The 14,931-nt window shown below is 67.9% G+C and carries 12 protein-coding genes; 6 read left to right on the top strand and 6 right to left on the bottom strand.

Annotation, left to right across the window (positions count from 1 at the left end; genetic code table 11):
• Positions 1 to 46: 46 nt before the first annotated feature.
• The 5 genes from PHI64_RS16350 (at position 47) to PHI64_RS16330 (ending at position 6,211) form a co-directional block, all read left to right on the top strand.
• On the top strand, positions 47 to 1,867 hold the full coding sequence (locus PHI64_RS16350) for a PAS domain-containing sensor histidine kinase (protein ID WP_299884856.1): 1,821 nt from the start codon (positions 47 to 49) through the stop codon (positions 1,865 to 1,867).
• Positions 1,864 to 2,244, top strand: coding sequence for a response regulator (locus tag PHI64_RS16345; RefSeq protein WP_299884853.1), 381 nt, complete (start codon positions 1,864 to 1,866; stop codon positions 2,242 to 2,244). The genes PHI64_RS16350 and PHI64_RS16345 overlap by 4 nt, the downstream gene beginning before the upstream one ends.
• The gene (locus tag PHI64_RS16340; RefSeq protein WP_299884850.1) at positions 2,237 to 3,739 is read left to right on the top strand and encodes an HD domain-containing phosphohydrolase; all 1,503 of its coding nucleotides are present in this window, start codon (positions 2,237 to 2,239) and stop codon (positions 3,737 to 3,739) included. The genes PHI64_RS16345 and PHI64_RS16340 overlap by 8 nt, the downstream gene beginning before the upstream one ends.
• A 73-nt stretch (positions 3,740 to 3,812) precedes the next feature.
• Positions 3,813 to 5,693, top strand: a complete 1,881-nt coding sequence (locus PHI64_RS16335) for an ATPase, T2SS/T4P/T4SS family (RefSeq protein WP_299884847.1) — start codon at positions 3,813 to 3,815, stop codon at positions 5,691 to 5,693.
• Between the two features lie 17 nt (positions 5,694 to 5,710).
• Complete coding sequence (locus tag PHI64_RS16330) at positions 5,711 to 6,211, top strand: response regulator (protein ID WP_299884844.1); 501 nt, start codon at positions 5,711 to 5,713, stop codon at positions 6,209 to 6,211.
• A gap of 10 nt (positions 6,212 to 6,221) precedes the next feature.
• Here PHI64_RS16330 and PHI64_RS16325 read toward each other — a convergent pair whose 3' ends face one another.
• The 4 genes from PHI64_RS16325 to PHI64_RS16310 form a co-directional block, all read right to left on the bottom strand.
• Positions 6,222 to 6,794, bottom strand: coding sequence for a nucleotidyltransferase family protein (locus PHI64_RS16325; protein ID WP_299884841.1), 573 nt, complete (start codon positions 6,792 to 6,794; stop codon positions 6,222 to 6,224).
• A 3-nt stretch (positions 6,795 to 6,797) separates the two neighbouring features.
• The gene (locus tag PHI64_RS16320) at positions 6,798 to 7,796 is read right to left on the bottom strand and encodes an XdhC family protein (RefSeq protein WP_299884838.1); all 999 of its coding nucleotides are present in this window, start codon (positions 7,794 to 7,796) and stop codon (positions 6,798 to 6,800) included.
• Positions 7,797 to 7,880: 84 nt separating this feature from the next.
• A complete protein-coding gene (locus PHI64_RS16315) occupies positions 7,881 to 10,076 on the bottom strand; it encodes a xanthine dehydrogenase family protein molybdopterin-binding subunit (protein ID WP_299884835.1) in 2,196 nt (731 codons plus the stop codon).
• Positions 10,077 to 10,089: 13 nt separating this feature from the next.
• Positions 10,090 to 10,548, bottom strand: coding sequence for a (2Fe-2S)-binding protein (locus PHI64_RS16310; RefSeq protein ID WP_299884832.1), 459 nt, complete (start codon positions 10,546 to 10,548; stop codon positions 10,090 to 10,092).
• A 209-nt stretch (positions 10,549 to 10,757) separates the two neighbouring features.
• On the opposite strand from PHI64_RS16310, the gene PHI64_RS16305 reads away from it, so the two are divergent.
• Positions 10,758 to 11,678, top strand: coding sequence for an AraC family transcriptional regulator (locus PHI64_RS16305; RefSeq protein ID WP_299884829.1), 921 nt, complete (start codon positions 10,758 to 10,760; stop codon positions 11,676 to 11,678).
• Here PHI64_RS16305 and PHI64_RS16300 read toward each other — a convergent pair whose 3' ends face one another.
• Both PHI64_RS16300 and PHI64_RS16295 read right to left on the bottom strand, forming a co-directional pair.
• Positions 11,679 to 12,878: a DUF2252 family protein gene (locus PHI64_RS16300; RefSeq protein WP_299884826.1), complete on the bottom strand. Its 1,200-nt coding sequence runs from the start codon at positions 12,876 to 12,878 to the stop codon at positions 11,679 to 11,681.
• A 105-nt stretch (positions 12,879 to 12,983) separates the two neighbouring features.
• Entirely contained in the window at positions 12,984 to 14,843 is a 1,860-nt protein-coding gene (locus tag PHI64_RS16295) for a 5'-nucleotidase C-terminal domain-containing protein (RefSeq protein ID WP_299884824.1), read from the bottom strand.
• Positions 14,844 to 14,931 lie beyond the last annotated feature (88 nt).

Below are 14,931 nucleotides of genomic sequence, written 5' to 3'. Positions count from 1 at the left end.
CCCCGCATCCGATATTCAAATCAGGAATTATTCCGGATGCCTCCCTGTGCCCCCTCCCCACTCCAGCTCCACTGACCGTGCAGGCCTGTTCGTTCTCTGCGCCTGCATCGTTGCGGCTTTGCTGATTGCCTATCTGTCCGTCCGCCATCAGACCGGTGAGCAAAGCCGCGAACAGCAGGAACAGGGCACCCGGCTGGTCAAGGCCCTGACCGCCATCCCCATGGACGGCCTGAGCCCCTCCCCCGGTCGCCCCAACCCCCTCGCCGCCGTGCTGCGCGCCCATGGCAGTGCCAACCTGGCCTACGGGGTGGTCACCGATGCCCACGGCAGCATCCTTGCCGAAGTCACCGCCCCCGGCCTCGTCCCGGTCATCACGCCCCTGGCCGCCGACCGGCCGGCCGACTGGTTCGGCCACGGCCCCGTCGACAGCGGCGTGGCCGGCCTTGAGCTCACCGAGTTTCACGGCCCGCTGCTGCGCGACGGGCACCTCGAAGGTTTTGTCCGCATCGCCTTCCGCAGCCCTAGCATGGCTTTCAGCAACACCCAGCTACCCTTCCTGGCCGGCCTCGCCCTGCCGGTGCTGCTGCTGGTCCCCGTCTTCTTCCTGCTGCTGCGCAGCCAGCTTCGCCCGCTGCAAGCCCTCAGCAGCCGAATGGAGAACCTGGCCAGCCACACCGGCACCGACACCGCGGCCCGAGACGTGGTGAGCCGATTTGCCCGCTTTCTGGACGCCACCGAACAACGCATTCGCGAACTCGAAGCCACCCGCAGCGACTCCGAAACCTCGGTCAAGCTCCTGGGTTACAAGAAAGAGAAAGTCGAAAGCGCCCTGGAAACCCTGCCCGAGGGGGTGCTCGTTCTCGACGAAAGCGGTGTCGCGGTGTTCGCCAATGCCAAGGTCGGCCCCCTGCTCGGCGTCGAACCCGCCAGCCTGCTGCAGAAAGAACCGGCCGGCTGGGCCCTCGCCCCGGACATTCTGGGCGTGCTCGCCCCTCTGGTCAGCGGCCACAGCCCGGCCCACCACACCGCCAGCTACCCGCCGGGCGGCGACGACAACCGGCGCGTCAGCGTGTGGGCCCTGCCCTTGTTCGCCCCCCGCGATGCCACCCGCCGCCTGGGTACCCTGCTGGTCCTGCGGGAGACCACCGACCAGCTCCTCGCCGCCCGCGCCCGCGACGAGTTCATCGCCCACGTCGCCCACGAACTGAAGACACCGCTGGCCAACATCAGCCTCTACGGCGAGCTGCTGCGGGACGAGCCCGAGCTGGCCGAGGAGACCCGGGTCGACGCGATCAATACCCTCTGCGACGAAGCCGAGCGGGCCGCCACCCTGATCAACAACCTGCTCAACATTTCCCGCATCGAAGCCGGCAGCATCGTCATCGACCGCCAGTGGGCGCGCCTCGGCGACCTGCTCAATGACTGCATGGCCCACCTCGCCAACAGCGGCTGCGCCCAAGGCCTGCAGCTGCGCGTCGATGTGCCCGCCGAGCTGCCGCCGGTGGAGCTGGACAAGGACCTGCTGCGCATCGCCCTCAACAACCTGCTTACCAACGCGGCCAAATACAACAAGGCCGGCGGCGAGATCATCCTGTCCGCCGAAGAGAGCGACGAGCGTATCGTGATCGCCGTCCAGGACAGCGGCATCGGCATCCCCGCCGCTGATCTGGAACGGATCTTCGACAAGTTCTACCGCTCCGCCGATCAGGAGGCCGTGTCCCGCGGCGGCCATGGCCTGGGCTTGTACCTGGCACGCCAGATCGTCGAGATGCACCAGGGCCAAATCAACGTGGTCAGCCAACCCAACCAGGGAACCCGGGTCAGCCTGAGTTTCCGCAAACCCCATGTTCTGCTGAGAGCCGCATGAAACGTCTGCTCGTCGTTGACGACGAACCCCACGTAGCCCGGGTGCTGCGCGTCAGCCTGGCCCGGGAAGGCTGGAGCATCGAAGCCGCCCAGGACGGCGCCGAAGCCCTGCGGGCCATCGCCGCCAATCCCCCCGACGTAATGATCACCGACATCCAGATGCCCGGCATGGGCGGCGAGGCCCTGTGCCACGAACTCCATGCCCGCTACCCCACCCGCCCCTTTCCGATCCTGGTGATGACCTCGATGACCGCCCGTGACCAACGCGCCTGGGCCCAGGCCCTGGGGGGCATCGAGTTCCTCGAAAAACCGGTCAGCCCACGCCGCATCGCCGCCCTTCTCGCCCAGATGCTCAGCCCGGAGAAGAAGCATGTCTGACGCCCGAACCGCCGGCGTGGCCCGCTACGGGCGCTGGCTCCAGCACAGCGCCGGAGAGCGCTTCACGGTGGGCATCGGCAGCCCCGAGGCCGGCCTGGTGTGGCCCGGCAGCAGCGACGGCCGCCTCGCCGAGGCCCTCGCCAGCCTGTCCGCGGCTCCCCCGGCCCGCCCCCCCGGCATGCAGCGCCAGCCGACCCCGGCCGGTGACCTGTTCACCCGCAGCGTAGCCCTGCCCGAGGCTGGCGGCGACGGCTGGCTGCTGGCCATGGCGAAGGCCGGCGAAGCCCCCACCGACATCGAACTCGACGCCCTCTCCGACGCCATGGACGACGTGGCCGCCGCCCTCGACGACGCCACCCACCTCAACGCCGAGATGGACCAGCTGGCCGGCGAGCTGGCCGAGCGCTACGAAGAACTGCACCTGGTCTACGAGATCGACCGGCACCTGGCCAACCAGGACTTGGGCACCGAGGTGCTGCAGGATCTGCTGCAGAGCTGCGCCGAGCAGCTCAACGCCGATGTGGCCTGTTTCGTCCGCCCGGCGGACAACGTCACCATCGCCGCCACCAACCTCAGCAAGCCCATCCACAACCTGGACCTGGTTCTGGTGGAAATGCGCGGCGACCTGTTCCGCTTCGTTGCCTCCAGCCGCACCACCATCGTCATCAACGACCGGCCAGACCCACGGCGCGCCTACATCTTCACCGACATGCCCTACAAGGTGCTGGCCTGCCCGGTGTTCCAGGGCCTCGACATGCCGGCCATGCTGGTGCTGCTCAACCACGACGACAAGACCGACTTCTCCAACAGCGACCGGCGCCTGGGCGAGGTGATGGCCCACCAGATCGCCAACGTGATGCACATGCAGGGCATGTTCGCCGAGATGCGGCGCTTCACGGAGCAGATGGCGGCAGCCCTCATCGAAGCCGTGGAGGCCAAGGACCCGTACACCCGCGGCCACTCCGAGCGGGTGCACCTGCTGTCCATGCGCCTCGGCCAGGGCCTCCGCCTGCGCAGCGAAGAGATGGAGAACCTGCACTGGGGCTCCCTGCTCCACGACGTCGGCAAGATCGGCATTCCCGACGCGGTGCTGTGCAAGCCTGGCCGCCTGACCGCCGACGAATACACTTTCATCAAGGTACACCCCGAGCGCTCCTACGAGATCCTGCGCCACGTGGACCGCCTCAAGGGCGCCATCGACGGCGCCCGGCACCACCAGGAAAAGTTCGACGGCACCGGCTACCCCCATGGCCTGCGGGGCACCAACATCCCCCTGTTGGCGCGCGTCATCGCCGTTGCTGACACCTACGACAGCATCACCAGCTCCCGCGCCTACCGGGCCGGCAGCACCCACGAAGCGGCGGTCAAGGAGATGACGCGGGTCAGTGGCACCCAACTCGACCCGGAGCTCCTCGACGTCTTCCTGCGCATCTGCGACGACGATCCGGCGCTGCTGATGCGCCTGGGCGTGCGACGGGAGTGGGACGATCAGTAAGGACATCGTCCGCACCCGCGCGGGCACCCTCACCTACCTCGCGCCCGAAGGCGCACTGCACGACGGCGGGGCCGTGGGCAACCTCGGCACGGCCATCGAGGCCTGCATCACCAGCCACGAACTGCGGGTGGTGCTCGACCTGGGCAAGGTCACCCTGCTGTCCAGCCAGGCCCTCGCTCAGCTCCTCGCCTGCAGCGCCCGTGTGGCCGGGCTGGGCGGCTGGCTGCGCCTGAACGCGCCCAACCCGCTGATCGCCGACATCCTGCTGGCCACCGGCCTGAACCAGCGGCTCGAAGTCTTCGACAGCGGCACCAGCGACGCCGCAAGCACTCCGCCAGTCACCAGCGGCAACCCGCGCCTCGGTGACATCCTGATCGAACGCGGCCTGGCCACCACCGAGCAACTGGCCGAAGCTGCCCGCCTGCAGCGCCAGCTCGGCCTGCGCATCGGGCGCATCCTCATCGAAAAGGGCTGGGTCCCCGAACACGAACTGCTGCAGGCCCTGTCCCTGCAACTGGGCGTCCCCTACCTGGCCATGCGCCCGGGCCTCTTCGACCCCAGCATCGCCGAAGCCCTGCCCCAGGACATGGCGCGCCGCCTGGGCGTGCTGCCCATGTTCCGGGTCGGCAACGAGCTCACCCTGGCCACCACCGACCCCCAGTCGATGCCGGTGGCCGACGAGATCGAGCGGGCCAGCGGCTGCCGCTTGCGCTGGGTGCTGGCCGCGGCCGACGCCATCCAGAAGAGTCTCTTCGAGGCCTACTCGGGCTCGGCCTACGACCCCGACCTGATCGACGGCAAGGCCATGGACCTGGAGCTGGTGGAGAACGGCGGCCACGCCGGCGACGCCAACACCATCGACGAGCTGGCCGCCGGCAGCCCGGTGATCAACCTGGTCAACTCCATCATCCAGCGCGCCATCCACGACAACGCCAGCGACATCCACCTGGAGCTGTTCCGGGCCAAGGCGCGGGTGCGCTTCCGAATCGACGGGGTTCTCTACGAGGTCATGAACCCGCGGCCCGATCTCTTTCCGGCCCTGATCTCACGCCTCAAGGTGATGGCCAATCTGGACATCGCCGAACGCCGCCTGCCCCAGGACGGCCGCATCCAGGTGTCCACCCAGGGCCGCACCGTAGACCTGCGCTTCTCGTCCCTGCCCGGCATCTATGGCGAAAAGGTGGTGCTGCGGGTGCTGGACAAGGGCAGCACCGTGCTCGACCTGCACCGCCTCGGCCTGGCCGAAGGCAACCTCGGCCGCTTCCGCCGCCTGCTCGGGCGCAGCCATGGCCTGCTGCTGGTCACCGGCCCCACCGGCAGCGGCAAGACCACCACCCTCTACGGCGCCATCGACCACCTGCGCAGCATCGAGAAGAACATCGTCACCATCGAAGATCCGGTGGAGTACCAGCTCGACATCATCAATCAGAACCAGGTGAACGAGGCCGTCGGGCTGACCTTTCCGCGGATCCTGCGCCACGTCCTGCGCCAGGACCCGGACATCATCATGGTGGGCGAGATCCGCGACCGTCAGACCGCCGAGATCGCCGTACAGGCCGCCCTCACCGGCCACCTGGTGCTGTCCACCCTGCATACCAACGACGCCATCGGCGCGGTGGCGCGGCTGGTGGACATGGGCGTCGAACCCTACCTGCTGTCCTCGGCCCTGATCGGCGTGATGGCTCAGCGCCTGGTGCGGCGCATCTGCCCCGAGTGCCGCAGCACCTACATCGCCCCCCCCGAGCTGGTGGAGCGCTTTGAATGGCAGCGCCGCGGCCAGGTGATGCTGGCCCGCGGGCGCGGCTGCCGCAACTGCTACGACAGCGGCTACAAGGGCCGCGTTGCCATTCACGAACTCATCGACATCGACCGCCCGCTGCAAAGCCTGATCGTCGCCGATGCGAGCTACGAAGCCCTGCGCGAACACGTGCGCCGCGGCCCCTGGCCCGCCTGATGGGGGGTGACGCCGGGATGGACAGCACGCCCGGCGTGGGCAGCACCTTCTGGTTCACCGCTCGCCTGGGTCTCGGCGAACAGCCGGCCCCGGGCCCGGACCTCATCTGCGCCACCGCCGAGGAGAGTATCCGGCGCCTGCACGCCGGTGCCCGGGTGCTGTTGGTCGAGGACGATCTGGTGAACCAGGAAGTGGCGCTGGAGCTGTTGAGCGAATCCGGCCTGCAGGTGGACGTGGCCGCCAACGGCCGGCTGGCCGTGGAGCGCGCCGCCGGCACCCACTACGCCCTGATCCTGATGGACATGCAGATGCCGGAGATGGGCGGCCTAGAGGCCACCGCGCTGATCCGCACCCTGCCCCACCACCAGACCACACCGATCATCGCCATGACGGCCAATGCCTTCGACGAAGACCGACAGCGCTGCCTGCAGTCCGGCATGAATGATTTTGTCGCCAAGCCGGTCGAGCCTGACCTGCTGTTCGCCGCCCTGGCCCGCTGGCTGTCGACTCCGGGCTGAACGCCCGGGCTCAGCCCGGAGCGAGATCCTGCGGCGTATCCACGTCGCGCAGCACACCGGGGTCGGTGGTGTCGATCCTCCGCAGGGCCTCGGGATGCCCACCGAGGATGTCCCGGGCGCCGGCGTCGCCGGCCAGAGCCAGCAGGCCCTCACGCCAGCACGCAGCAAAACCCACCGGATGGCCGCGCTGCCCCTTGAACCAGGGCGCCGCCAGGGTGGCGCCGGCCTCCAGCGCGCCGGCCACCTGGCGCAGGGTGTGAGGTTCGATGAAGGGCATGTCGCCCAGGGCCACCAGCCAGCCGCCAGCGGCGGGGCTGGCGGCCACCCCGGCCGCCAGGCTGTGGCCCATGCCATCACGGGCATCGGCGCACAGCACCGTACCCAGCCCTTCCGCGGCCAGCAAGTTGGCCAGCACGGTCTGCTCCGGGCGCAGCACGGCAATGCAGCTCGGGCAGGCGGCCTTCAGACGACGGGCTGCCGCCAAGGCCATGGGTGTGCCGTCTGCGAGCGGGTGCAGCAGCTTGTCACTGCCGAAACGCCGCCCCTGCCCGGCCGCCAGCAGCAGGCCGATGATCGGCCCCATGCCTCAGCGCACGCCGCAGCCGGCGCTGGCCGGGCAGGCCGGCTCCGTGCGGGCGACGCTCACACCGTTCTTCACGGCGGTCATCTCGGCCAGGATGGAGATGGCGATCTCCGGCGGAGTACGGCTGCCAATGTGCAGCCCCACCGGGCCATGCAGGCGCCCGACCTCATCCTCGGAGAGGTCGAAGTATTCGAGCAGGCGCGCCTTGCGGGTGGTGTTATTGACCCGTGAGCCGAGGGCCCCCACATAGAAGGCCGGCGACTTGAGGGCCTCCAGCAGGGCCATGTCGTCGAGCTTGGGGTCGTGGGTCAGGGCCACGATGGCACTGTGGGGGTCGGGCGCCATGGCAATCACCACGTCGTCGGGCATACCGGCCACCAGGGTGGCGCCGGGCACGTCCCATTCAACGGAATATTCCTCCCGCGGGTCGCACACCGTCACCGCGTAATCCAGGGCCTGGGCCATGGACGCCAGATAGCGGGAGATCTGCCCGGCACCGATGATGAGCAGGCGCCAATGGGGGCCATGCAGGGTGGCCAGGCGCTGGCCGTCCCAATGCATGGCCTCACCCCGACAAGCATCGAAAATGCGCACCTGGCCATCGGCCAGATCGACCTCCCGGCGCACCAGCTGGCCCCCTTCCAGGCGCGCGGCCAGATCGGCCAGCAGGGCGTGGTCCGGGGCCGGTTCGACCACCAGCTCCAGGGTGCCGCCACAGGGCAGGCCAAAACGGTTGGCCTCGTCCCGGGTGACTCCATAGGTGAGCACAAAGGGCTGTCTGCCGCCGATGCGACCATCCAGCATGCGAGCGATCATGTCGTCCTCGATGCAGCCGCCCGACACCGAGCCCTGCACCCGACCATCATCACGCAGGGCCATCCAGGCCCCCGCCGGACGGGGCGCCGAGCCCCAGGTGCGGGCCACGGTGACCAGCGCCACCCGGTGCCCCTCGGCCCGCCAGCGGCGCACCGCCGCCAGTACTTGCAGATCCTGGCTATCCATCAGGCCTCCCGCCGGGCCGTCCCAAGGAAGGCCTGCGCCCCCTCGGGGGGCAGCGAACACAGTGAGCGTGGGGGCTGAAGCATCTCAGGCCTTCAGCGCATCGGTGAGGAAAGGCATGCGGGTGACCCACTTGCCGGTGGCCGCGGCAATGGCGTTGGCCACCGCCGGTGCCGTGGGGGGCACGCCGGGCTCACCGATGCCGGTCGGCTTTTCGGCGGAGGCGACGATGTGCACTTCCACCTTCGGCATCTCGTTGATGCGGATCGGGGCGTACTCGCCAAAATTGCCCTGCTCCACCACACCGTCCTTGAGGGTGATCTCGCCATGCAGGGCCGCCGACAGGGCAAAGCCCACCGAACCTTCCACCTGGGCCCGCACGTTGTCCGGGTTGATGGCCATGCCGCAATCCACGGCGGCGACGATGCGGTCTACCTTGATGCTGCCGTCCGCCGCCACCGTCACCTCGGCCACCTGGGCCACGAAGGAGTGGAAGGATTCATGCACCGCCACCCCGCGGCCGCGGCGCTCGCCGAGCTTGCCCTTGGCCAGGGGCGTGCCCCAGCCGGCCTTGTCGGCGGCCAGACGCAGCACGGCCGAATGGCGCGGGTGCTTTTCGAGGAGCTTGAGGCGCAGGGCCACCGGGTCCTGCTTCCCTGCGGCGGCCAGGCGGTCGAGGAAGGTCTCGGTGGAATAGGCAGTGTGGGTCGAGCCCACCGAGCGCCACCACAGCACCGGCACCGGGATGTCGGCCGGGGTGGTCAGCTCGACCTGCAGGTTGGGGATGGCATAGGGCAGGTTGGAGGCCCCCTCCACCGACAGACCGTCCACGCCATCCTTGATCATGAAGGCCTCGAAGGGCGAGCCCTTGGCAATGGACTGCCCCACCAGGCGGTGACGCCAGGCCTGGATGTTGCCCGCGGCATCGAGGCTAGCCTCAAGGGCGTGGTGGAACATGGGCCGATAGTAACCGGCCTTGGTATCGTCCTCACGCATCCACACCAGCTTGACCGGTGCCGTGGTGCCGCTGACCTTGACAATGGAAGCCGCCTCGCGAATGTAGTCCACCTGGGTGCTGGCGCGCCGACCAAAGCTGCCGCCGGCATACAGCATGTGGATGACGACTTTCTCGGGGGGAAGGCCGAACATCGCGGCCAGGGCGCCCTGGTCGACGGTCTGGAACTGTTCTCCATTCCACACCTCCAGACCATCCGCCGTGCGCTGGACGACGCAGTTCATCGGCTCCATGGCAGCGTGGGCCAGATAGGGGAAGTCATAGCTGGCCTTGATGGTGCGGGTGCCGGCGGCAGCCAGTGCGGCGGGAGCATCGCCCTCCTTGCGGGCGACCAGGCCGGGGTTCTGGGCCAGGGCATGATAGAGGGCCTGCATCTCGGCAGTGCCAAGCTTGAAGGCGGTGCTGTCGTCCCATTCCACGCTCAGGGCATCGCGGCCCTTCTTGGCCGTCCAGGTGTCGGTGGCCAGCACCGCAACGCCGGTGGGAACGGCCACCACATCCACCACGCCCTTGATGGCCTTGGCCTTGCGTGCGTCGAAGGACTTGAGCTTGCCGCCGAATCGCGGCGAGTGAGCCACTACTGCAACCAGCATGCCGGGCAGGTGCACGTCCTGGGTAAACTTGGCGCTGCCGTTGGTCTTGGCGAAGCTGTCCTTGCGCGGGGCGTGCTTGCCGATGAGGCGGAAGTCCTTCGGGTCCTTGAGGCTGACCTTGGCGGGCACGGCTTCGGCCGCGGCGGCTTCGGCCAGCTCGCCGAAGGTGGCCTTGCGCTTGCTGGCGGCGTGGCTGAGCACGCCATCACGGACAGTGATCTCGGCGGCGGGCACGTTCCAGCGCTTGGCTGCAGCCGACACCAGCATGGCCCGGGCAGTGGCGCCGGTCTGGCGCAGCTGTTCCCAGGAGTTGGCCATGGCGGTGCTGCCGCCGGTGCCCTGCATGGGGCCAAAGGCCAGGTTGTTGAAACGCTTGGCGTCGGCCGGGGCGCCCTCGACCTTCACCTGCACCCAGGCGGCGTCGAGCTCTTCGGCGACGATGGTGGCCAGGCCGGTGTAGGTGCCCTGGCCCATTTCCAGGTGCTTGGAGAGCACCGTCACGCTGTTGTCGGCGCCGATGCGCAGGAAGGGCGTGGGCTCGAAAGAGGTGGCGGCGGCCTGGGCGGAAGCAGCACCGGCCTTGGCGGCGAAGGCCGGCAGGGACAGGCCCAGGGTCAGGCCGGCGGCACCTTGCAGGAAGCCACGGCGGGAGAGGTTCTGGATGGGGTTGTTCATGATCGTCGGCTCCTTACGCCAGCGCCTTGGCGGCTTCGTGGATGGCCGCCCGGATGCGCACGTAGGTGGCACAGCGGCACAGGTTGCCGGTCATGGCGGCGTCGATGTCGGCGTCGGTGGGTTTCTTCTTGGTGCTGAGCAGATTCACGGCAGACATGATCTGACCCGACTGGCAGTAGCCGCATTGCACCACGTCGAGCTTGCGCCAGGCGTCCTGCACGGCCTTGCCGACGCGAGTGGTATCGACGGCCTCGATGGTGGTGATCTTCTTGCCCGCCACATCGGACACCGGGGTGATGCAGGAGCGGGTGGGCTGGCCATTCACATGCACGGTACAGGCGCCGCACAGGCCGGCCCCACAGCCGTACTTGGTACCGGTGAGCAGGAGGGTGTCGCGCAGGGCCCACAACAGGGGGGTGTCGGCGTCGACATCCGCCTTGTGGGCCTTGCCGTTTACAGTGAGCTGGATCATGGTCAATCTCCCTTGGGGGACACAGTGTTGTCTGATCGGCCAGCATGAAAGCGGTGGCCTCTACTTGCGGAAATGTAGCCCACGGCACGCCTTGCGGCATTGCAGAATCCTGTGAGATTCTTGCCTGATTGTCCGGAGTCGTGTCTCAGCCCTGCCATCGCCGCCCCGGAAGGCGATAATTCCGGACAAGCCCGCAACAGGAAGAAACCATGACCGAATCAGGACTTTCCGCCCGCAGTTCATCCTTCAGGCTTGAGGCGGCGAGCCTGGCGCTGGCCGATCTCATTGAACGATATTGCACCAGCGACGGGCCCAACCCGACTCCTATCCCGGGTCTCAGCCTGTTTCGGGCGTCCAGCACGAGCACACCGATCTGCGCCATCTATCGCTCGATCCTGGCAGTGGCCGCCCAGGGCTGCAAGCGCTTGAGCCTGGCCGACGAGACCTTCCACTACGACAGCCGGCATTATCTGATCACCTCGGTGGATCTGCCGGTGATGGGGCAGATCACCGAGGCCTCGCCGGAGCGCCCCTACCTGTGCGTGGCCTTCGACATGGACCCACGCCGCATCGCCGAGCTGGCCAGCAGCATGCCGGCGGCCGTGCTGCCGCCGGCCAGCGGCCCCCTCGGCCTGGGGGTGAGCCCGATGAGCACAGCGGTGATGGACGCGGTGCTGCGCCTGGTCGGGCTGCTCGACACACCCCAGGACATCCCGGTGCTGGCCCCCCTGTACGAGCAGGAGCTGCTTTACCGACTGCTCACCGGCATGCAGGGCGCCCGCCTGCGCAGCATCGCCGCGGCCGATGGCCAGGGGCAACGTACCGCCCGGGCCATCGACTGGATCAAGGGCAATTTCGACCAGCCGCTTTCCATCGACGCGTTGGCCGAGGCCGCCAACATGAGCAAGTCGTCCCTGCACCATCACTTCAAGGCGCTGACCGCCATGAGCCCGCTGCAGTACCAGAAACAGCTACGCCTGCAGGAGGCGCGCAAGATCATGCTGACCGAAGCCGTGGATGCCGCCACGGTAGCGCGCCGGGTGGGCTATGAGAGCCCGTCCCAGTTCAGCCGGGAATACCGGCGCCTGTTCGGCGCCCCGCCCATGCGCGACGTGACGCGAATGCGCTGATCAGAGTTTGAAGGCGCCGTCGTCGTAGGCTTCCACGTAGGCCTCCCAATCCTGCCGGAGCTGGGCGGCGCATTCCTGCGCAGCATCCAGCAAGGCCTTGCGCTGGCACTCCCCGGCATAGCCGATCAGGGTATCGGCAATGGCCGAACCATCGCGCCCGCTGCTGCGCAACTGGGCCGAAGCGACGATGGCCCCCATGCTGGCCAGCACTTTGGCGACGGCCCCCTCGCCGGAACGCGCCACATCAAGGCTCACCCTGTCTTCGCTGGGCTGCAGGGCCCGCAGCATGTAGGAGCGCTTGCGAAAGCGCACGGGCTCGAGAAAGGCCATCGGCACGGCCTGCATACGACGCTGAATGGCCACCACCCGCTCGGCCTCGGCGCGCCAGGCAGGCTGCGCCGTTACCACTCGCGGCAACACCGCCGAGGGCAGGGCCTCCTTGAGATCGAGCAGTTCGTTGCCGTCCGGTGAGCCCTTGCCGCGGACGAGGATCACGTAGCGATCCACCCCCAGGCTGCCATTGCCGGCAATCCGCCGGGCCACATCGAGCACCTCGAAGAAATCCGGATCGGCGTGCTGGCGGGCGAGCCCGGCGATCAGGGCACAGACCCGTTCCCGCCTGGACTCGGTGACGGGCAGAGCCTTGCCGTTGTCCAGGCGCAGGCGCCGATGCTTGCCCTTGAGCGTGGTGCGCCCGTCGAGAAAGGCCGGCCGCTGGCGGCCATGCAGCCCGGCCAACAGGTTGTGGACCAGGCCTTCCGCGGTGTCCCGCTCCACCCAGTTGGCGCGGCCGGAGGCAAGGGTTGCCAGGTAAGCATCCAGAAAGGCCGCCCCCAAGGCACGGGCCCCCTTCTTGCCCACGCCCAGGTCCGGTGCTGCCACCAACACGCTGCACAGGAAACGCACCAGGTCCAGGCTGGCCGGCGCCAGCAGGCCTTCGTCGAAGTCGTTCAGATCAAAATAGACCAGCCGGTTGTCGCCCTTGTAGCTGCCAAAATTCTGCAGATGCAGGTCACCGCAGGACCATACCGGCGGCGCTGCGTCGAACAGGGCATCGGCGGGGAGCCGCCGATAGAACAGATGGCAGGTGCCGCGCAGGAAGACAAAGGGGCTGGCCCGCATGTTGCGGTACTTGAGGCGCAGGCGCTCCGGATCACGGCCGGCGTTGAAGGCAAGAATTTCGTGGGCAACATCGATCATGGGACGCGCTCGTGGGTTTCCATTCCGGCCATGCTAACCCGGCCGCATGCAAAAAGCCCCGCCGGAGCGGGGCATGAAGCAAGCACCTATCCCTGGGGAGAGCGCTTAGGGGGTTTCGCTGTACTGCTGGGTGCTGCGATCGGCAGCCGCCGGCTTGGCCAGAGGCGACTTGCTGCGCACGTACTGCAGGAAGGAGTCGGCGTAGTCCAGGAAGGTGTCCTCGCGCTGAGCGGCAGGGATGGTCTTCAGGGTGTCGTACTTGTCACCCCCGTCGGCGGTGAAGTTGTTGGTGATCACCTTGTAGCTGGCGGCCAGGTCGAGGGGCTTCCAGGCACCCGTGCTGTCACGCAGCTCCAGCCGGCTGACACGGCTGCCCTTGGCCTGGTTCATGTCCACCGCGAAACGCAGGCCGCCGGTGTAGGGGTAGGCGCCGGAGCCGGTGCCGTTGAGCACCGAATCCACCCCGTCCTCCAGGGCCGATTTGACCTGGGCGCCAGTCATGACCAGGCGGTACAGGGTGTTCTTGAAGGGCAGCAGGGTGTACACCTTGCCGACAGTGATGTTCCCCGCCGGTATATCCACGCGCACGCCGCCAGCGTTCTGCAGGCTGATGTCGGCACCACCGAAGCGCTGGCCCTGCTCCAGGAAGGCCTCGGCCACCAGCTGCTGGATGTCGCCGCCGTGGGCCACCACGGTGGAGTCCAGGTTGCACACGTCGCCGAGGGACGAACGGCTGGTGTCACGCTTGCTACCGGGCACCCGGCGCAGGCACAGGTTGTCGGTAGTGGTTCCGGCCACCTGCAGGCCGAGGGCATCCTTGGCCGCCTTGAAGGGCGCCAGGGCTGCGGTGGCCGCCGCCGCGGGCGTGGTGGTCAGGAACACGCCGGAGGCATCGAGCTGGCTGCGATAGGCCGCGGCATCAGCCGCCGAGGCGGCTGCGGTGCCCACCTTGTAACTGTCGCCCACCAGCACCTGGGGCTTGCCCGAACAGGCGGTGACCTTGCCGCTGGCGTCGAACTTCACGTCGAGGGCGCCGACGGCGTAGGAATACTGCCAGGCCTGGGCGATGCAGACCTTGCTGCCGTCCTTGTCGACGACCTGAGTGGGGTAAGCTCCCGACGGGGTCAGCCCGTAGCCGGCCATGCTATCGGGCCCGAGCAGGGTGTGGGAGTCGCCACCGATGATCACGTCGACACCGGACAGTTTGGGGGCAATGGCCTTGTCGGCGGCATAGCCCAGGTGGGACAGCAGCACGATCTTGTTCACACCGCGCAACTTGAGCTCGTTGATGACTGTCTGGGCCGCAGTGGCTTCATCCAGAAAACGGGTGCTGGCGTCCGGACGCGAGGCAAACTGGGTTTTGTCCTTCACCGTGAGGCCGACCACGCCGATCTTCTCGCCGCCTTTCTCGATGATCTTGTACGCCCCCATTCGGCCCGCCAGGGCAGTCCCTGCCGCCGGCTCAATGTTGGCCGACAGCACCGGCGTCTGGCAGGCGCCAGCGTGGAGGTAGTCGATGAACTTCACCAGGCCGGCGTCGGCGCTGTCGAACTCATGGTTGCCGATGGCAAAGGCGTCGAAGCAAACGGTGTTCATCAGCACCGCGTCAGCCTGACCTTCGCTCTGGGTGAAGTACAGATCACCGGTAATGGCATCGCCGGCGTGCAGTTTGAGAACGTTGCGGCCCGGCGTGGCCAGGGCCTCCATGGCCGCGGTGACCCGGGCGAAACCGCCCAGATCCACCGTCACCGAACGTGGGGTGCCGGTGGCATCCTTCAGGGTCAGCGTGGTGGTTTCTGCGTCCAGATGAGAGTGGTGGTCGTTGATGTGCAGGATGGTCAGATCCAGGGCACGGGCGCCACCATCACTGCCACCACCACCACCACAGGCGGAGAGGGTCAGGGCGCAGGCGGAGAGGGCCAGGGACTGGGCCAGCACGGTACGGGAGCTTCGCAGAAAGGACATGGCAGTCGCCGGGAGTTTGAATGCCCGGCAGACTATTCAGCTTGCGTTAAACGCGCATGAACAGCCGATGACAGCCGTGGTAGACGCC

It is taken from the genome of Zoogloea sp. (genome assembly GCF_028689785.1).
In the GTDB taxonomy this organism is placed as follows: domain Bacteria; phylum Pseudomonadota; class Gammaproteobacteria; order Burkholderiales; family Rhodocyclaceae; genus Zoogloea.
This window is presented reverse-complemented; position numbering and strand designations above follow the sequence as displayed.